Source organism: Actinomadura sp. ATCC 39365 (assembly GCF_054392275.1).
The window spans coordinates 7427910-7446295 of record NZ_CP184335.1; the positions used below are offsets into that span (position 1 = coordinate 7427910).

An 18386-nucleotide genomic window follows, 5' to 3' on the forward strand; every position below is an offset into this window, starting at 1 on the left:
AGTCACCCGTTCATGGTATCGAGCGTGCCTTGTCGACTTCTCGCCGCACACGTGAACAATGTTCCTCATGTCGTTCACTGAATCCGCCCTGGACATGCGGGACGAACTCATCCAGCTCCGCCGCTCCCTGCACACCACCCCCGAGCTCGGCCTGCAGTTGCCGAGGACGCAGGAGAAGGTGCTGGCCGCGCTCGACGGGCTCCCCCTGGAGATCACCACCGGCAAGACGCTCAGCTCGGTCACCGCGGTGCTGCGCGGCGGCCGGCCGGGCCCCGCGGTGCTGCTGCGCGGGGACATGGACGCGCTGCCGGTGGCCGAGCGCAACGACCTGTCCTACATCTCCCGGACCCCGGGGCAGATGCACGCCTGCGGCCACGACCTGCACACCGCCATGCTGGTCGGCGCGGCCCGGCTGCTCAGCGCGCGGCGCGAGGACGTGGCCGGTGACGTGATCTTCATGTTCCAGCCGGGCGAGGAGGGGCACGACGGCGCCAAGCACATGATCGGCGAGGGCGTGCTCGACGCGGCCGGCGCCCGGCCGGTGGCGGCGTACGGGATGCACGTGGTGTCGGCCATGCTGCCGCCGGGGTTGTTCGCCTCGCGGGGCGGCCCGATGATGGCCGCGGCCGACGTGTTCTGCGTGACGGTGAAGGGCAGCGGCGGGCACGGGTCCAGCCCCCACCGCGCCAAGGACCCGATCGCGGCCGGCTGCGAGATGGTGACGGCGTTGCAGACGATGGTGACCCGCACGTTCGACGTGTTCGACCCCGTGGTGATCACCGTGGGCACCTTCCACGGCGGCTCGGCCGACAACGTGATCCCCGACGAGGCGCGCTTCGAGGCGACCGTGCGCACGTTCAGCAAGGAGCACCGGGTGCTGGTCAAGCGGCGTCTGGTGGAGGTGGTCGAGGGCATCGCGGCGGCGCACGGGCTCGCGGTCGAGACGTCGTTCGGCATGGGTTACCCGGTGACGGTCAACGACCAGGGCGAGGCCGGTTTCGTCTCGGCGACCGCCGACGAGCTGTTCGGGCCTGGCCGCTACTTCGTGGCGCCGCAGCCGGTCATGGGGTCGGAGGACTTCTCGTACGTGCTGGAGGAGGTGCCGGGCGCGTTCGTCTTCCTGGGGGCCTGCCCGCCCGACCGCGACCCGGCCACGGCGCCCTACAACCACTCGCCGGACGCCGTCTTCGACGACTCCGTGCTGCCCGACGGCGCCGCGCTGTACGCCTCGCTGGCCTACGAGCGCCTGTCGAGGGCGTGATGCGCGCCTGGGTGGTGGACCGGCCGGGGCCGATGGCGACCGGCCCGCTCGTGCGGGTCGAGCGGGACGTCCCCGTGCCCGGCCCCGGCGAGGTGCTGGTCCGGGTGGAGGCGTGCGGCGTGTGCCGGACGGACCTGCACCTGGCCGAGGGCGACCTCGCGCCGCGGCGGCCGCGGACCACCCCCGGGCACCAGGTGGTGGGCCGGGTCGAGGGCTCCGGCGAGCGGGTGGGGGTGGCCTGGCTGCGCTCGACGTGTGGCCGGTGCCGCTACTGCCTGCGCGGCACGGAGAACCTCTGCCCGGACTCCGCCTACACCGGCTGGGACGCCGACGGCGGCTACGCCGAGTACGTCGTGGCCCCCGCCGGCTACGTCTACCCCCTGCCGGCCGACGTGCCGGCCGAGCGGCTGGCGCCGCTGCTGTGCGCGGGCATCATCGGCTACCGGGCGCTGGCCCGCTGCGACCTGCCGCCGGGTGGCCGGCTCGGCATCTACGGCTTCGGCTCCTCGGCCCATCTCACCGCGCAGGCGGCCATCGCGCAGGGCGCCACGGTCCACGCCGTGACCAGGTCGGACGCCTCCAGGGAGCTGGCGCTGGAGCTGGGCGCGGCCTCGGCGGGCGACCGGCCGCCCGAGCCGCTGGACGCGGCGATCCTGTTCGCGCCGGTCGGCGACCTGGTGCCGCCCGCGCTGGAGGCGCTCGACCGCGGCGGGACGCTGGCGATCGCCGGCATCCACCTGACCGACGTGCCCGCGCTCAACTACGAGCGGCACCTGTTCCAGGAGCGCACGCTGCGCAGCGTGACCGCCAACACCAGGGCCGACGGCCGGGCCTACCTGGAGCTGGCGCTGGCCCATCCGCCGCGGGTGGCGACCACGCTGTACCCGCTGGAGGCGGCCGGCCGGGCGCTGGCCGATCTGGCCGCCGACCGCGTCAGCGGCGCCGCCGTGCTGGTCATGGACTGAAGGCCCGCTCCGTCGCACGATGGAGATTGGCGCCACGGCGGACCTCTATGAAGGAAAGTTACATTACACTCACAACATCTGGAGATTATTGACGCTGCCTGCTGGCGACCGTAGGGTCCGGTCAATTCCCTACAGATCCTCAACAGGTCCGACATCCCCCGGAGCGGCAGATGAAGCGACTGGCAGCGGTAGTGGCGTTGCTGGGCCTCGCCACCGCCACAGCGGCGTGCAGCGGTGGTACTAACAACAAGTCCGGCGGCTCGAGCGGTGGTGGTGGCGGGCTCTTCACCACGATCGACGTCAACAGGCCCGGCCTGGAGGCCACGGCCCCGGCCAACCCGTACAACCCGAAGGGCAACTCCTTCCCCGGCTACACGGCGATGAAGCTGGGCTGGGTCAAGAACCACCTGACCGACCCCAACCAGGCCCTCCCCGGCATCGCGGCGAGCTGGGAGATCGCGCCGGACAACTCGGCGATCACCCTGAAGCTCCAGCCGAACGCCAAGTGGTCCGACGGCAAGCCGGTCACCGCCGAGGACGTCAAGATGTCCATCGGCATCGCCTACACCCAGGGCAGCACGGCGTTCTCCATCACGCCGGGCGCCGCGGGCGCGGCGGCGGACGTGACCGTGGTCGACGACCACACCCTCAAGATCACCCAGGACATGGCGAACCCGAGCCCGAAGTTCGCCCGCGGCGTGCTCGACACGTTCGTCCTGCCCTCCCACGTGTGGAGCAGCGTGCTCCCCGCGGACTTCTGGGACCAGCTCAAGGCCTCCAGGGGCGAGGGCGCCGAGGCCGACAAGGCCCGCGAGACCATCACCGGCCTGGGCGAGAAGGTGCTCACCTTCGCCCCGCCGAAGGACACCTCGGCCGGCCCGTTCGTGCTGGAGCGGGTGAACCCGTCCGAGGCGCTGCTGGTCAAGAACAAGTACTTCTACAACGCCGCGAACGTGGCGCCGGCGCAGGTGAAGTTCCTCAACTACACCGGCAACGAGCAGATCTGGAACTACCTCACCGCGGGCAAGCTCGACCACGCCGGCTTCACCGCCGCCCCGTCCGACGTGATGAACCGGATCAAGGCGGCCGCCGGCAACGAGGTCATCAAGGGCTACTCGCCGGTCGCGGTGAGCATGGCCTTCAACCAGTCCAAGAAGCCGTACGACAACGTGCACGTGCGCCGCGGCCTGGCCTACCTGATCAACCGCGAGGAGGTCACCAAGGTCGCCTCGCCCGAGGGCGGCACGGCGGCGGTCACCACCAGCGGCATCCACCAGAAGGCCGCGCAGGCGTGGATCCCCGACGAGCTGCCCAAGCTGGAGCCGTACGCGCCCGACGTGGCCAAGGCCGAGGCCGAGTTCAAGGAGGCCGGCCTCACCAAGAAGGACGGCAAGTGGACGCTGGCCGACGGCTCGGCGTGGAAGGTCTCCATGCACGCGCCCTCCGGCTTCTCCGACTGGCTGTCGGCGCAGGAGAACATCAAGAGCCAACTCGTGAAGGCCGGCGTCGACGCCGAGGTCGTCACGACCGCCGACTACCCCCTCTACCTGGAGGAGCTGGCGGCCGGCAAGTACGACGCGGGCTTCTGGCTGATGGCCCTCGGCCCCGCGCCGTACGACATCTACCAGCGCCTGTACGGCGCCTCCAACGGCTGGACCAACGTCGCGGGCAAGGTCAAGCACTCCGAGCCCGGCAAGGCCGGCAACTGGATGGGCGGCCCCGAGGAGATCGAGGTCGACGGCGCCAAGATCAACCCCGGTGAGCTGACCGGCAAGCTGAACTCGGCCACCGAGGAGCAGGCCAAGCCGATCATGGCTCAGCTCGCCAAGGCCGCCAACCAGGACCTCCCGGTCATCCAGCTCTGGGACTACGTCAACACCCAGTTCGTCAACAACAGCCGCTTCACCGGCTGGCCGCACGACGACGAGATCCTGCGCATGGGCGCCGGCGTCCTGCCCTCGGGCGTCTGGATCCAGCTCGGCATGATCAAGGCGAAGTCGTAGTTCATGGCGCTCATCGCACGACGACTCGCGGGCCACCTGGCCCGCGGGTTCGTCATGATCCTCGTTGTCGCGACGATCAGCTTCTTCATCATCAACAACATCCCCGGCGACCCGATGGCCGCCCGCTACGAGAAGCTGGTCGAGCAGGGCATGTCGCCCGAAGCCGCCGCGCAGGCCGTCAAGGTCCTGTACGGCTTCCTGCCCGACGGCACGCTCTGGCAGCAGTACACCGACTACATGACCGGCCTGCTCCACCTCGACCTCGGCATGTCGGTCAGCAGGCCCGGCACCTCCGTGGTCGACGTGCTCACCGACGCGGCCAAGTGGACCGTTCTACCGGTGCTGGCCGGCACGCTGCTGAGCTTCATCGTCGGGATCCTGCTCGGCGTGTACGCCGCCATCAAGCGCACCGGGAAGCTGGGCGACGCCCTGGCCATCTCCGGCTCGCTGCTGCACGGCATCCCGCAGTACGTGCTGGCGATGCTGCTCGTGGTGATCTTCGCGACGCTGCTCCCGATCCTGCCGGCCGACGGCTCGGTGGACATCCTGTTCGAGCCCGGCTTCAACGCCGGCTACATCGGCTCGCTGGTCGAGCACGCGGTGCTGCCGGTGGCCACGTACGCGCTGTCGGCCTACGGCGGCTGGATCCTGGCGATGAAGTCGAGCGTGGTCACCGTGCTGGGCGACGACTTCATCCTGGCCGCCGAGCTGCGCGGCATGAAGCGCTCGATCGTGTTCCGCTACATCGCGCGCAACGCGATCCTGCCGCTGTTCACCATGCTGGCCCTGTCGCTGGGCCTGCTGCTGGGCGGCGCGGTCTTCATCGAGAAGATCTTCAACTACCCGGGTCTCGGCTGGCTGCTGATCAGCGGCGTCCAGGACCGCGACTACGGCCTGATGGGCGGGGCGTTCCTGCTGATCACGGTCGGCACGATCATCGCCAACATCGTCGCGGACCTGTTCTACACGGTCATCGACCCGCGGGTGCGCAGCGGAGAGGAGGGCTCGTGAGCGCCACGCTCATCCCGGAGGCCGCGCCGGCCGCCTCGGCCATGCGCCGCAACTTCTGGCACGGCGTATGGCGGGTGATGAAGCGCAAGCCCAGCCGCATGGCCGGGGTCGTCATCATCGCCGGTTTCATCGTCATGGCCGTGCTCGGGCCGATGCTGCTGCCCGAGCACCTGCCGGGCAACGCGAGCGCGATCACCCAGCCGCCGAGCTGGGACCACTGGTTCGGCACCGACCCGCAGGGCCGGGACGTGATCGCGCTGGTGATCAAGGGCTCGCGGTACGTCCTGCTCACCGCCCTGGTCACCGCGATCATCACGGTCGTCGCCGGCACCGCGATCGGCCTGTTCTCCGGCTTCAAGCGGGGCCGCTGGGACACCGTGCTCATGCGGCTGACCGACATGAAGCTCACCATCCCCGGCCTGCCGCTGCTGCTGGTGCTGGCGACCGTGTGGAAGTTCGGCAACCCCTTCCAGATGGGCCTGGTGCTCGGCCTGCTCGGCTGGGGCGGCGTGGCGCGGGCGGTGCGCTCGCAGACGCTGTCGCTGCGCGAGCGCGGGTTCATCGAGGCCGCCCGCGGGCTCGGGCTGTCCACCACGCACATCATCGGCAAGGAACTGCTGCCGAGCATGGCGCCCTACATCGCGATGAACATGCTCATCGCGGTCACCGGCGCGGTCTACTCGCAGGTGGGCCTGTTCTTCCTGGGCGTGCTGCCGTACGAGTCGGACAACTGGGGTGTGATGCTCAACCTCGCCGTGTTCCAGGCGGGCGCGATGATCACGCCGAACGCGCTGGGCTACCTGCTGGCGCCCCTGCTGGCGATCCTGCTGCTCACGCTCGGCATCGTGCTCGTGGTGGACGCCATGGACGAGATCTTCAACCCCCGGCTGCGCGAGGAGTAGCAAGTGGCCGAACAAGCGCCGGGAGTGCGCATCGACGGCCTGACGGTCGTCTACAAGACCCCCGCGGGCGAACTGCCCGCCGTCCGGGACGTCACGCTGACGCTGGAGCCCGGCACGATCACCGGCATCGTCGGCGAGTCCGGCTCGGGCAAGTCCACGCTGGCGCTGTCGCTGCTCAACGCGGTGCAGCCGCCGGGCAGGATCGCCGCGGGCAGCGTCGCGATCGACGGTCTCGGCGACGTGACCGGTTTCGCCGGCGAGGAGCTGCGCAAGGCCCGCGGCCGGCACATCGGATACGTCTTCCAGGCCGCCCAGAACTCGCTCAACCCGCTCAAGACGGTCGGCAAGCAGCTCCTCGACCTGGGCCGCTCGCACGGCGTGGAGGACCTGCCCGGCCTGGTCCGCGAGGCCAAGGAGCTGCTCGGCCGGATGGGCCTGGACGGCGCGCGCGTGCTCGACTCGCACCAGCACGAGCTGTCCGGCGGCATGCGCCAGCGGGTCGGCATCATGCTGGCGCTGGTGCTCAACGCCCACCTGGTGGTGCTCGACGAGCCGACGACCGCCCTGGACATGATCACCCAGGCGAACATCCTGAAGATCGTCCGCGAGGTGCACGCCGAGCGCGGCCTGACCACGCTGGTCATCACGCACGACATCGGCGTCGTGGCCGAGGTCGCCGACCGCCTGGTCGTCATGTACGGCGGCCGCCTGGTCGAGCAGGGCCCGACCCGAGACGTGCTCGGCTCCCCCAGTCACCCCTACACCCGGGGCCTGATCAGGGCCATCCCCCGGCTCGTGGGCGACATCGCCGAGGCCCAGGCGCTGCCCGGCCGGCCGCCGACGCTGGCCACGGTGCCGAAGGAGGGCTGCGTGTTCAGGGAGCGCTGCGCGCTGCGCATGGACGTGTGCGACACCGCCGACCCGCAGGCCGTGGCGCATGGATCGAGGGTCGTGGCCTGCCACGCCGTGACCGTGAAGGAGCACGCGTGATCACCGGGACCGGCATCGTCAAGACGTACAAGCAGCGCGGCAACGTGCTGGCCGGGCGGGAGGTGCGGGCGCTGCGCGGGGTGGACTTCTCCATCCCCAAGGGCGGCGCGGCCTCCTTCATCGGCGAGTCCGGCTGCGGCAAGACCACGCTGGGCCGGATCATCGCCGGGCTGGAGACCTACGACGAGGGCGAGATCGTCATCGGCGACGTGTCCATGTCGGGGCTCAAGCAGAAGAAGCGCCAGCCGTACTTCCGCAGGATCCAGATGATCCACCAGGACCCGTACTCGGCGCTCAACCCGACCCGGACCATCCACCAGACGCTGTACGCGCCGCTCAGCCTGCGGGCCGGGCAGACCGGGCGGTCGAAGGAGTGGATCGAGGAGCGGGCCGCCGAGGTGCTGTCGATGGTGGGCCTCGACCCGGGCTCGGTGCTGGCGCGCTACCCGCACCAGCTCTCGGGCGGCATGCGGCAGCGGGTGGTCATCGCCCGCGCGCTGACCGTCGACCCGGAGATGCTGGTCGCCGACGAGGCCGTCTCGATGATCGACGTCTCGCTCCGGCTGGGCATCCTCGCGCTGCTGAAGGACCTGCGCGAGCGGCTGGGCGTGAGCGTGCTGTTCATCACCCACGACGTGGCCACCGCCCGCTACATCGGCGACGACGGCGAGCTCTACGTCATCTACCGCGGCCAGGTCGTCGAGCGCGGCCCGGTGGACACGGTCATCGCCGACCCGGTGCACCCGTACACGCAGTCGCTGCTGTCGGCCATCCCCGTGCTGCACGGCCTGGAGGAGCCCGGCGCGCAGCCGGTGTCGCCGCTGGAGTCGCTGGACGAGAGCAAGGCCGACGAGGGCTGCCTGTTCGCCCGCCGCTGCCCCTTCCGCGGCGAGCGGTGCACGGGCGAGCGGCCGCTGCTGCAGATCACCGAGGGCGTGCCGCAGCAGCACGCGTGCTTCTACCCCGAGCGGCGCGACGTGATCGCGCGCCCGATGAGCGAGGTGTGATGTCGCCCACCGTCCGCGGCGCGGACCTGGCCGAGGCCGCCCGGGTGGCCGCCGCCGCGCTGACGCTGGACGCGCCCGAGGCCCCCGGCCTGGTCCGGCGCCTGGCCGAGCCGCCCGCCGAGCGCCGCTGGACGGCGCTGGCGACCGACGGCGGGGTGGTGATGACGTCGGTCTCGTCGAAGGATCCCGAGGTCGGGCACCTGGACCTGCTGGCCGTGCACCCCTCGGTCCAGGGCCGCGGGCACGGGCGGGCGCTGGTGGCGGCGGCCGAGGAGTGGCTGCGGGGGCACGGCGTGCGGCAGGCGCGCTTCGCCGGGAACCCGCCCTGCTACGCCTGGCCCGGCATCGACGTGCGGTACACCGCCGCCGCCTGCCTGGCCGAGAGCCTCGGCTACGAGCGTTACCACGTCGCCTGGAACATGACCGCCGACCTGCGGGCCGATCTGTCCGTCGAGGACGACCTGGCGCGGCTGGAGCAGGCGGGGGTCACGGTGCGGGCGGCGGGCGCCGACCGCTCGGCCGTGGCCGCGTTCGTCGAGGAGCACTGGAACGAGCGGTGGGCCTGGGAGGCGGCCAACGCGACCGGCCTGCACTACGCCGAGCGCGACGGGCGCGTCCTGGCCTTCGCCGCCTGGGGGGCGCGGCCGGCCTGGTTCGGCCCGATGGGCACCGCTCCGGACGCCCGCGGGCTCGGCCTCGGCGGGGTGCTGCTGCGCCGCTGCCTGGCCGAGCAGCGGGCCGCCGGTCAGGAGAGCGCCGAGATCGGATGGGTGGGGCCGTTGCGGTTCTACTCGCGCGCCGTGGGCGCGCGAGCCGAACGCGTCTTCTGGCTCTACCGGCGCGACCTGGCGTGATGTCAGCTGTAGAGCAGATGTCCTTCGGGACGGCCGGGCGGCGGGCACAGCTCGCGCGGGTCGTCCCCGGCCTCCAGGCAGCGCGTGAGCGCGTCGGAGCCCCAGAGCAGGTCGAGGAACAGGTCCTCGCCCTTCCAGACCAGGTCGTCCGGGTAGAGGACGCGGGCCGTGTGCAGCATCGACAACCCGGTCAGCACCGGCCGGAAGGCCCGCGGGTCGTGCACGTGCAGCTGCACCCCGCGGACGGGGACGCCCGCGTGCTTGTGGAACGTCGGCGTGAACCAGGTGTCCCTGAACCGCACGCCGGGCAGCTCCAGCCCGTTCAGGGCGGCCGCGTAGCGCTCGTCCGCGTACGGCGCCCCGACCAGCTCGAACGGCCTGGTCGTGCCGCGGCCCTCGGAGAAGTTCGTGCCCTCGAACAGCCCGGTGCCCGGGTAGACCAGCGCGGTGTCGGGCGTCGGCATGTTGACCGAGGGCATCACCCAGGGCAGGCCGGTCTCCGCCCAGCTCATGTCCCGCCGCCAGCCCTCCATCGTGACCACCCGCAGGTCGGCGTCGAAGCCGAACAGCGCCGCCAGCTCCCCCGCGGTCCTGCCGTGGCGCACGGGCAGCGGGAAGCGGCCCACGAAGCTGGCGAACGCCGGGTCCAGCAGGGGGCCCTCCTCGACGGTCCCGCCCAGGGGGTTGGGCCGGTCCAGCACCACGAACGACAGGCCCAGCCGGGCGGCCGAGGCCAGCAGGTCGTACATGGTCCACACGAAGGTGTAGAAGCGGGCGCCCACGTCGGCGATGTCGAAGATCAGCGTGTCCACGCCGGAGGCGGCGACCACGCGGTCGAGGTCGTCGCCCGACAGCTCGTGGGTGTCGTGGACCGGCAGTCCCGTCGCGGGGTCCACCGCGTCGTGCTCGCTCGATCCCGCCTGGGCCGTGCCGCGCAGGCCGTGCTCGGGGCCGAACAGCGCGGTCAGGGGCAGGCCCGCGGCCAGCAGGGCGTCGGTCGTGGGGGTCAGGTCGGGCAGGACGCCGGTGGGATTGGTGATCAGGCCGAGACGGGCTCCGCCGGCCAGCGCGGGGTCCGCGGCCAGCCGTTCGGCTCCGGTGCGTACGTGTGACATGGATCCATTCTCTGAAAGATATTTACAACTGAGAAGTAAAGGGTGGAAATTAGCGTCATGATTGATCCGCTGCCCGAGCTGTCCACCGAGCAGAGCGATCCCCGCTACAGCCAGATCGACCGGCTGCCGACGGAGCAGATCGCCCGACTGATGAACCAGGCCGACGCCGAGGTGCCCGTGGCCGTGGCCGCGGCCGTCCCGGCGATCTCGGCGGCCATCGACGCGATCGCCGCCCGGATGGCCGAGGGAGGCAGGCTGCTGTACGTCGGCGCCGGCACCTCGGGACGGCTGGCCGTGCTCGACGCCAGCGAGTGCCCGCCCACGTTCGGCACCGACCCCGCGCTGGTGCAGGGCGTCATCGCGGGCGGGTCCGAGGCGCTGACCCGGTCCATCGAGGGCGCGGAGGACGACGCCGAGGCGGGCGCGGCGGCCATGAAGGACCTGGAGGTGGGCGCGCTCGACTCGGTGGTGGGCGTGTCGGCCAGCGGGCGGGCCCCGTTCGTGCTGGGCGCGCTGGCCGAGGCCGCCGGCCGGGGGCGCTGACCGCGGGGCTGTCGTGCAACACGGGCGCGCCGCTGTCGGCCGCCGCCGAGCACGGGATCGAGGTCGTGGTGGGGCCCGAGGTGGTGGCGGGCTCGACCAGGCTGAAGGCGGGCACGGCGCAGAAGCTCGTGCTCAACATGATCTCGACGATCTCCATGGTCAGGCTGGGCCGGACCTACGGGAACAAGATGATCGAGATGTCGGCCATGAACAGCAAGCTCGCCTCCCGCGCGCTGCGTATGGTGAGCGAGATCACCGGGGCCGATGCCGCGACCGCGGGCGCGGCGCTGGAGGCGGCCGGCGGGCAGGCGAAGACGGCCGTGGTGATGATCCAGCACGGGCTGGACCCCGACGCGGCCCGCGCGCTGCTGGAGTCGCACGGAGAGCGGCTCAGCGACGCGCTCAGCGGCTGACGTACCGGACGGGACGCCCCGGGGGACCATCGGGGACTGACGAGGGGGGAACGGGGATGTCGGACCGGCTGGAGCGCCTGCTGGCCGCCGCGGTGCCCGAGGTGTGCCCGGCGGCGGTCGCGCTGATCGCGGTGCACGGCACGGTGACCGCCGCCGCGGCGGTGGGCGAACTGGTCAGGTACACCGACGCCGTGCCGGGCGGCACGCGGGACGGCGACTCCGACGGCGGGCGGGACACCGGGTCCGGGGGCCCGGGGACGCTCGCCGCCGATCGGCCCCCCGCGCGCCGGGACTCGGTGTTCGACCTGGCCTCGGTCAGCAAGCTGTGCACCACCGCGGTGGTGCTCTCGCTCGCCGAGGAGGGCCTGCTGGACCTGGACGAGCCGGTCCGGACGTGGATCCCCGGGGCCGACCCGCGGATCACGCTGCGCCGCCTGCTCACCCACACCGCGGGCCTGACGCCGACCCGCCGGATCGACCTGGAGCTTCCGCAGGCCGGGCCGGACGAGCGCATGGCCGCGATGCTCGGCACGCCGGTCACCGGCCCGGTCGGCGGCCCCTACCTCTACAGCGACGTCGGCATGGTGATGGCCGGCCGGATCGCCGAACTGGCCGCATCCGCCCCGCTCGACGCCCTGGTCCGCGCCCGGATCACGGACGTGCTCGGCCTGCCCGGCACCGGCTACCGCCCGGTCGGCGGCGGCGGGCGGGCCGAGCGCGTCGCCGCGACCGAGTTCAAGCCCGAACGGCCGGGCCCCGGCTGCGTGCGCGGCGAGGTGCACGACGAGACGGCCCACGCCCTGGGCGGGGTGGCCGGGCACGCGGGCCTGTTCGCCCCGGCGGACGACCTGCTGGCCTTCGGGGAGGCGCTGCGGCTGGGCGGGGGCGCGATGCTGAGCCCGTCGAGCGTGGCCGAGATGACCCGCGACCAGGGGGCGGAGGGGGCGGCGTTCCGGCACGGGCTCGGCGTGCGGATCGGCGACCCCGGCATCGTGGGCCCGCTGAGCGGCGCGTACGGCCACTCCGGGTTCACCGGGACGTCGCTGGTGGTCGATCCGGCGCGCGGGCTGACCGTGGTGCTGCTGACCAACGCCGTCCATCCGGTGCGCGGGCGGCCGGGGATGCGCGAGCTGCGGTGCGCGGTGGCCGCCGAGGCGCTGCGGCACGTAGCGTGAACGCATGCCCGTGCAGCTGAACCACACCATCGTCGCCGCCACCGACCGGGACGCCACGGCCGACTTCCTGGTCGACGTCCTCGGTCTGGAGCCCGCGCCGGTCTACGGCCCGTTCCGGGTCGTGACGCTGGCCAACGACGTCTCGCTCGACGTGATGCAGGCCGAGGGCGAGGTGACCCCGCAGCACTACGCCTTCCTCGTCGGCGAGGAGGAGTTCGACCAGATCTGGGGCCGGATCAGGAGCCGCGGCCTGACGTTCTGGGCCGATCCGGGGCACACCAGGCCCGGCGCGATCAACACCCACGACGGCGGCCGCGGGCTCTACTGGTCCGGCCCCGACGGGCACAACCTGGAGATCATCACGGTCCCCTACGGCGGTTAGGGCGCCAGCGCCTCCAGGGCCTCCTCGGCCCGGCGCATCGCCTCCCCGGCGTCGGCGGTGACGATCTCCCGGTCGAAGTTGAGGTCGTGGAAGACGTCCGTGACGCCCTCGGCGGCCAGGGCGGCGACGTCCTGCCTGATCTGCTCGTAGGTGCCGGTCAGCGGCCGGCGGACGTCCTCGGCGCCCGCGGGCCGCACCTGCGTGACGCCGCGGCACACGAAGCGGAACGCGGCGGCGTCGCGCCCGGCGCCGGCGATCGTCTCCTTGATCAGCCCGATCCGGCCCGCGACCGCCGACAGGTCCTCCCTGCTGGAGCTGATCCAGCCGTCGGCCAGCCGGCCGGCCCGGCGCAGCGCGACCTCGGCGGTGCCGCCCAGCAGCACCTGCGGCGGGCCCGGCGCCGGCTTGGGGTCGATGTGGGCGGCCGGCACCCGGTAGAACTCGCCGTCGTGCTCGACGACGTCGTCCGTCCACGCCTTGCGCAGCAGCTCGACGAACTCCTCGCCCCTGCGCCCGCGCCGCTCCATGCCGACGCCCGCGGCCTCGAACTCCTCCGGCACCCAGCCGAGCCCGACGCCGGCGCTGACCCGGCCGCCGGAGAGAGTCTGCAGGGTGGCGAGCTGCTTGGCCAGCACGACCGGCTGCACGTACGCGTTGACCACGGCCACGCCCAGCCGGATCGTCCCGGTGACGCCGGACAGGTGCGCCAGCGTGACCAGCGGGTCGTGGACGCTGCGGTAGGTCGGCCCCATGGGATGGCCGACGGGGTACAGCAGCCGCTGGAACGTCCAGAGCTCGTGGTAGCCCAGTTCCTCGGCCCGCGTGGCGACGCGGCGCATGTTCTCCGGTGTGGCCCAGGGCCCTGACTGGGGTACGGCGAAACCGATTCTCATGGTCCCAGTCTGACCGACCCCGGTTCGCGATCTCCCACCACCCGAAAGGTACAAGATCGACAAAAGGGGCATCTTCATGATCAAGAAGCGTTACCGTGGGAATGATCAACATGGCGCGCCCGCGCCGTGCCCACGAGGAAGGACGATGCATGCGACAGAAGTCCGCACGGCTCGGCATGGCACTGGCCATGGCCGGGACCATCGCCGCCGGCACCCTCTCCGTCGCCGCTCCGGCCGCCGCTTCGGCCACGAGCTGGACCCCCTACCAGGCGTACCGCACCCTGCAGAACTGCGTGTCGGCGGGCACCACCCTGCTCGTCACGAAGGGGTACAAGGAGTACGAGTGCCGCTGGGACAGCCCGTACTACATGCTCTGGCTGAGGAAGTAGCCGCGGTCAGGCCCTGTAGCGCCTGACGGCGGCCCTCGTGAGGGCTCGGGTGGCGTCATCCGTCATGTCACCCGTGCCCCCGCTCCCGCCGCGCCCGGGCCCGCGCCCGCTCCAGTGAGGTGGCGCGCGCCAGCGCCGCACGCGCCCGCTCGATCTCCTCCTGGCCCGGACCGTCCGTCGCCTCCGGCTCGACCGCCCACCGCGCAGGCTCCTGGGCGGCCTCACCGTCCGCGCGCCTCGCGCGCCGGCCCGCCGCCGGCCGCCGCTCCCTGCGGCGCCGGGCGGCCTCCTGATCCTGCTCGCGCATCGCCTGGGCGGCCCGCGGCGAGCTCGCCCTCAGCCACTCGCGTGCCAGCGCCGCCCACTCCCTCGCTCCCGCCATCACAACGGCATTTACCCCCAACACTGCCCAATACTCTGTACGAGTGGGTCTAGAGGAGGAGCTGGCGGGCATCGCCGCGGCGTACGGCGGCACGGGCGAACCCGTGCGACACCAGACACGCACCGACGTGGTCGTGTTACGGATGGGCGAGGTGGTGGTCAAGGCCCACTCCGCCCGCGACGAGGTGGAGCCGCTGCGCGCCCGTCTCAGGGCCGCCGCCGCGGCCGCGGTCAACGGCGTGCTGCTGGCCCCGCTGGAGGCCGAGGTGCTGACGGCGGCGGGCCGCGCGGTCAGCGTCTGGCCGGCCGGTCGCCCGGTCCCCCACGACGATCCCGGGTCCGCCCCCTGGGAGGAGGGCGCGCGGCTGCTGGCCCGGCTGCACGCCGTCCCCCTGACGCTGGTGCCGCCGATGCCGCCCGCCGGAGGCCCGGCGCGGGCCGCCCGCGCGGTGTCCAGGATGAGCGGCGACGGCCCGGTCGAGCAGCTCGTCAGGCACGCGTTCAAGGAGCTGCCCGAACCCGCCCCGGTGCCGGGCCTGCTCACCCATGGCGACTGGCACCTGGGCCAGCTCGTCTGCCGCGACCGGTGGCTGCTCATCGACGTCGACGACCTGGGCGTCGGCGACCCGGCCTGGGACCTGGCGCGACCGGCCGCCTGGTACGCGGCGGGCCTGCTGGAGCCGGCCGTCTGGGAACGCTTCCTCGGCGCCTACCTGGCCTCGGGCGGCCCCGCGCTCGGCCAGGGCGACGATCCCTGGCAGCGGCTCGACCTGCCGGCCAGGGCGCTGACCGTGCAGCTGGCCGCCGTGGCCGTGTTCAACGCCGAGCGCGAGAACCGGGAACTCGACGAGGTGGAGCACGCGTTAATCGAATCGTGCAGCAGAATCGTCCGAGCGTGACGGGGGCCGCACGCGGTAGGTTTCAGCCTGAGACCCCGGATCCAAGGAGAGCGACTTAGATGCAGTGCCCGAAGTGCCGCGGCAACATGCGGACATATGAGCGCAACGGCGTCCACATCGAGCAGTGCGACAACTGCCGTGGGATCTTCCTCGACTATGGCGAGCTGGAGACCCTGACCCGCATGGAGTCGCAGTACCACACCGCTCCGCCGCCGCCCCCCGCCGCCCCCGGGCCGGCCTGGGGCGCTCCTCACCACGGCGGCCACCACTACGGCCACCACCGCCAGCGCAGCTGGGTGGGCATGCTGTTCTCGACCTGATCGCCCCGGCAGCCGGAAAAGGGCCGCGCGTCCGCGCGGCCGCTTCGCGTGTGCGGGTTCGGCTCCGGAGGGGTCAGCTCGGGAAGTCCTCGGGGTTGACGGGCGCGGTGCGGGCGTTGCCGCCGGAGATGGCGTGCAGGGTGACCCGCCAGTCGTGCCAGAGGATCTGGGTGGCGGTGACCGTGGTCTTGAACTTCACCGACTTCTGGAACCGCTCGAAGCTGCACTGGCGGCTGAAGGACCGGCTCTTGCCGTCCCAGTCCACGCCGTGGGTGAAGTAGATCTTGTACGAGCCGTCGGGCACGCCCCTGACCTTGAACTTGGTCTTCTTGCGCACGTACACGCTGAACGTCTTGCCGCCGCCCCTGACCGCCGTGACGACTGCGTCGCGGGTGCCGCCGTTGTCGACCTCCAGGGAGCTGCGGCCGCCGAGGGAGGTCCGGCGGACGAACGCGCCGTTCTTCAGCCGCCGGTTCTGCTTGCCGCCGGCCTTGACGGTGACGACGTCGGCCGGGTAGTCGCCGGCGCTCTGCAGGGCCTCGCCGGCCTTGTTCAGGGCGGTGAGCTTGGTGTTCAGGTCGCTCAGCACGGCCGAGGAGGTGCACAGCTCGCGGCTGCCGACCTTGCCCGCCGTGGAGCCGAGCTCGGTGGCGAAGTCGCGCAGGCTGGTGACGTACGCGTCGTGCTGGGCGCGGATCTCGGCGGGCGGGGCGATCGCGGACAGGGCGTCGGCGGCGCCGCTCAGCGCCTGCTCGGCCTTGTCCACGCGCTGGTTGAGCGCCTGGACCCCGCGCGCGCCGGCCAGCCCGCTGATCGCGCCGGTCATCGCCTTGTGCCTGTTGTCGAGCTCGCCCTTGTACGCCTCCGGCGTCAGGGCGCTGACGCTGGGGCTGGACCCCGACGTGGGGTCCCCGCCGGGGTCGCCGGCGGGAGCTCCGCCCTTGCCGTCCGCCACGCCGCTGACCTTCGGCTCACCGCCGGTCAGCGGTGGCGGAGAGGAGCAGGCGGCGAGCGTCACCGTCGCCAGGGCGAGAACGCAGGAGATCAACCGGGGTGAAGCCACCTGCCCCACTATTGCCCGGTTGATCCCCACACGTCAATTACGATTCGGCCAGTCCCGCGTCCCGATCCTGTCGCAGCCACCGGGTGATCCCCAGCGTCTCCAGGAACGGCACGTCGTGGCTGGCCACGACGAGCGCGCCCCGGTAGGCCGCCAGCGCCTGGGAGAGCTGGCGCACGCTGGACATGTCCAGGTTGTTCGTCGGCTCGTCCAGCAGCAGTAGCTGCGGCGGCGGATCGGCCGACAGCAGCGCGGCCAGGGTGGCGCGGAACCGCTCGCCGCCCGACAGCGTGCCCACGGGCTGGTCGGCCCGCGCGCCGCGGAACAGGAAGCGGGCCAGCCGCGCCCGCACGTCGTTGACCGAGGCCGCCGGCGCCACGGCCCGGACGTTGTCCACGACGCTCAGCGCGTCGTCGAGCACGTCGAGCCGCTGCGGCAGGTACCGCACCGGGACGTGCGCGCCGTGCTCGACGATCCTGCGCAGCAGGGTCGTCTTGCCCGACCCGTTGGGCCCGAGCAGCGCGATGCGTTCGGGGCCGCGGACGACCAGCCGGTCGAGCGCCTTGAGCCCGTCCCGGCCGGGCCCGCCGTCGGGGCCGTCGGAGCCGTCGGGGCGGTCGAGCGGCAGCGTCAGCAGGGTCCGGCCGGCCGGGACGGCGGTGCCGGGCAGCTCGACGCGGATCTCGGCGTCGTCGCGCACGGCCAGCTCCGCCTCGGTCAGCCTGCCCCTGGCCTCGGCCAGCCGCTCCTGGTGCAGCGCGCGGTGCTTGCCCGCCGACACCTGGGCCTTCATCTTGAGCCCGCCGGCGACGATCTTGGGCACCTTCTTGTTCTCGAACGCCTTCCGCGCGTTGCGCCTGCGCCGGTCGAGCCTGGTCCTGGCCTCGATCAGCTCGCGCTGCTGCCGCCGCACCTCGCCCTCGGCGGTCCTGACCGTGCGCTCGGCCGCCTCCTGCTCGGCGGCGACCTGCTCCTCGTAGTCGCTCAGGTTGCCGCCGTACAGGCGCACGGCGGCGGCGCGGAGCTCGGCGATCTGGTCCACGAGGTCGAGCAGCGCCCGGTCGTGGCTGACCACCACCAGCACCCCCGGGTACGCCGAGACCGCGGCGTAGAGCCGCTGCCGGGCGTCCAGGTCGAGGTTGTTGGTGGGCTCGTCGAGCAGCAGAACGGCGGGACGCTTGAGGATCTGCGCGGCCAGCGCCACCATGACGGCCTCGCCGCCCGACAGCGTCGCGACCGTGCGGTCGAGCCCGACGTGGCCGAGCCCGAGCCGGTCGAGCTCGGCCCGCGCGCGTTCCTCGACGTCCCAGTCGTCCCCGATGGCGGTGAAGTGCTCCTCGGCGACGTCGCCGCTCTCGACGGCGTGCAGCGCGGCCCGCTTCCCGCTGATCTCCAGCAGGTCGGACACCGTACGGCTGCCCTCCAGCGGCACGTTCTGCGGCAGGTACCCCACCTCGCCGGTGACCGAGACCGAGCCCGATCCCGGGGTCAGCTCCCCGGCGATGACCTTGAGCAGGGTGGACTTGCCCGACCCGTTCGCCCCGATGAGCCCGGTACGCCCGGCGGGGAAGGCGGCGTCGAGACCGTCGAGCACCATGGTCCCGTCGGGCCAGCCGAAGGACACCTGATCGACGACAATGGAAAAAGACATAAGGCGGCTCCCATCACAAAAACCGAAATTTCGTGACTTGGCGGGAACACCGCTGCGCGCGCGACAACCAGGCAGCCTGAGCTGGAAAAACCGGGGCGAAGAGGTCGCCGAGGTCGAGGTGTGCGCGCGACGGAGCCCGTGACCGGGCGGGTAGGCGCGGTGCCCGCGGCCT

Annotated in this window: 18 protein-coding genes and 1 pseudogene; 14 read left to right on the plus strand and 5 right to left on the minus strand. The window is 72.4% G+C overall.

What is annotated here, in order from left to right; all coding sequences use genetic code 11:
• Positions 1–67 precede the first annotated feature (67 nt).
• The 8 genes from ACNF49_RS36235 (at position 68) to ACNF49_RS36270 (ending at position 8993) form a co-directional block, all read left to right on the plus strand.
• On the plus strand, positions 68–1261 hold the full coding sequence (locus ACNF49_RS36235) for a M20 metallopeptidase family protein (protein ID WP_357968973.1): 1194 nt from the start codon (positions 68–70) through the stop codon (positions 1259–1261).
• Positions 1261–2226 (plus strand): zinc-dependent alcohol dehydrogenase family protein, encoded by a 966-nt coding sequence (locus ACNF49_RS36240; protein ID WP_482940394.1) that lies wholly within the window; start codon positions 1261–1263, stop codon positions 2224–2226. The genes ACNF49_RS36235 and ACNF49_RS36240 overlap by 1 nt, the downstream gene beginning before the upstream one ends.
• 170 nt (positions 2227–2396) lie before the next feature.
• Positions 2397–4229, plus strand: a complete 1833-nt coding sequence (locus tag ACNF49_RS36245) for an ABC transporter substrate-binding protein (protein ID WP_357968967.1) — start codon at positions 2397–2399, stop codon at positions 4227–4229.
• A 3-nt stretch (positions 4230–4232) separates the two neighbouring features.
• Entirely contained in the window at positions 4233–5240 is a 1008-nt protein-coding gene (locus ACNF49_RS36250; protein WP_357968965.1) for an ABC transporter permease, read from the plus strand.
• A complete protein-coding gene (locus tag ACNF49_RS36255) occupies positions 5237–6142 on the plus strand; it encodes an ABC transporter permease (RefSeq protein ID WP_357968963.1) in 906 nt (301 codons plus the stop codon). Before ACNF49_RS36250 ends, ACNF49_RS36255 begins: the two co-directional genes overlap by 4 nt.
• Before the next feature lie 3 nt (positions 6143–6145).
• Positions 6146–7132 carry an ABC transporter ATP-binding protein gene (locus tag ACNF49_RS36260; RefSeq protein ID WP_482940395.1) on the plus strand — a complete coding sequence of 329 codons (987 nt, stop codon included), beginning with the start codon at positions 6146–6148 and terminating at the stop codon, positions 7130–7132.
• Complete coding sequence (locus tag ACNF49_RS36265) at positions 7129–8139, plus strand: ABC transporter ATP-binding protein (protein WP_357968959.1); 1011 nt, start codon at positions 7129–7131, stop codon at positions 8137–8139. The genes ACNF49_RS36260 and ACNF49_RS36265 overlap by 4 nt, the downstream gene beginning before the upstream one ends.
• Positions 8139–8993, plus strand: coding sequence for a GNAT family N-acetyltransferase (locus tag ACNF49_RS36270; protein WP_482940396.1), 855 nt, complete (start codon positions 8139–8141; stop codon positions 8991–8993). The genes ACNF49_RS36265 and ACNF49_RS36270 overlap by 1 nt, the downstream gene beginning before the upstream one ends.
• Positions 8994–8995: 2 nt before the next feature.
• Here the strand turns inward: ACNF49_RS36270 and ACNF49_RS36275 are convergent, their stop codons facing one another.
• A complete protein-coding gene (locus tag ACNF49_RS36275; RefSeq protein WP_357968953.1) occupies positions 8996–10108 on the minus strand; it encodes an exo-beta-N-acetylmuramidase NamZ family protein in 1113 nt (370 codons plus the stop codon).
• Positions 10109–10165: 57 nt separating this feature from the next.
• Between ACNF49_RS36275 and murQ the strand changes: the two are divergent.
• The 3 genes and pseudogenes from murQ to ACNF49_RS36290 all read left to right on the plus strand — a co-directional run bounded on the left by murQ (position 10166) and on the right by ACNF49_RS36290 (position 12621).
• Positions 10166–11064 (plus strand): annotated as a pseudogene (gene murQ, locus ACNF49_RS36280) (N-acetylmuramic acid 6-phosphate etherase).
• A gap of 56 nt (positions 11065–11120) precedes the next feature.
• Positions 11121–12239 carry a serine hydrolase domain-containing protein gene (locus ACNF49_RS36285; RefSeq protein WP_482940397.1) on the plus strand — a complete coding sequence of 373 codons (1119 nt, stop codon included), beginning with the start codon at positions 11121–11123 and terminating at the stop codon, positions 12237–12239.
• A gap of 4 nt (positions 12240–12243) precedes the next feature.
• Complete coding sequence (locus ACNF49_RS36290) at positions 12244–12621, plus strand: VOC family protein (RefSeq protein WP_482940398.1); 378 nt, start codon at positions 12244–12246, stop codon at positions 12619–12621.
• On the opposite strand, the gene ACNF49_RS36295 is transcribed toward ACNF49_RS36290, so the two are convergent.
• Positions 12618–13514 (minus strand): TIGR03619 family F420-dependent LLM class oxidoreductase, encoded by an 897-nt coding sequence (locus ACNF49_RS36295; protein WP_358010790.1) that lies wholly within the window; start codon positions 13512–13514, stop codon positions 12618–12620. The two genes, ACNF49_RS36290 and ACNF49_RS36295, sit on opposite strands and share 4 nt — an antisense overlap.
• A 149-nt stretch (positions 13515–13663) precedes the next feature.
• On the opposite strand from ACNF49_RS36295, the gene ACNF49_RS36300 reads away from it, so the two are divergent.
• Complete coding sequence (locus ACNF49_RS36300; protein ID WP_357968940.1) at positions 13664–13903, plus strand: hypothetical protein; 240 nt, start codon at positions 13664–13666, stop codon at positions 13901–13903.
• A 67-nt stretch (positions 13904–13970) separates the two neighbouring features.
• Here ACNF49_RS36300 and ACNF49_RS36305 read toward each other — a convergent pair whose 3' ends face one another.
• A complete protein-coding gene (locus tag ACNF49_RS36305; protein WP_357968937.1) occupies positions 13971–14285 on the minus strand; it encodes a hypothetical protein in 315 nt (104 codons plus the stop codon).
• Positions 14286–14328: 43 nt separating this feature from the next.
• Between ACNF49_RS36305 and ACNF49_RS36310 the strand changes: the two genes are divergently transcribed.
• The gene (locus ACNF49_RS36310; protein ID WP_482940399.1) at positions 14329–15183 is read left to right on the plus strand and encodes a phosphotransferase; all 855 of its coding nucleotides are present in this window, start codon (positions 14329–14331) and stop codon (positions 15181–15183) included.
• A gap of 59 nt (positions 15184–15242) precedes the next feature.
• Positions 15243–15503, plus strand: coding sequence for a TFIIB-type zinc ribbon-containing protein (locus tag ACNF49_RS36315; protein WP_357968934.1), 261 nt, complete (start codon positions 15243–15245; stop codon positions 15501–15503).
• 73 nt (positions 15504–15576) lie between these two features.
• On the opposite strand, the gene ACNF49_RS36320 is transcribed toward ACNF49_RS36315, so the two are convergent.
• Entirely contained in the window at positions 15577–16566 is a 990-nt protein-coding gene (locus ACNF49_RS36320; RefSeq protein ID WP_357968932.1) for a hypothetical protein, read from the minus strand.
• 37 nt (positions 16567–16603) lie between these two features.
• Positions 16604–18214 (minus strand): ABC-F family ATP-binding cassette domain-containing protein, encoded by a 1611-nt coding sequence (locus tag ACNF49_RS36325; protein ID WP_482940400.1) that lies wholly within the window; start codon positions 18212–18214, stop codon positions 16604–16606.
• Positions 18215–18386: the final 172 nt, after the last annotated feature.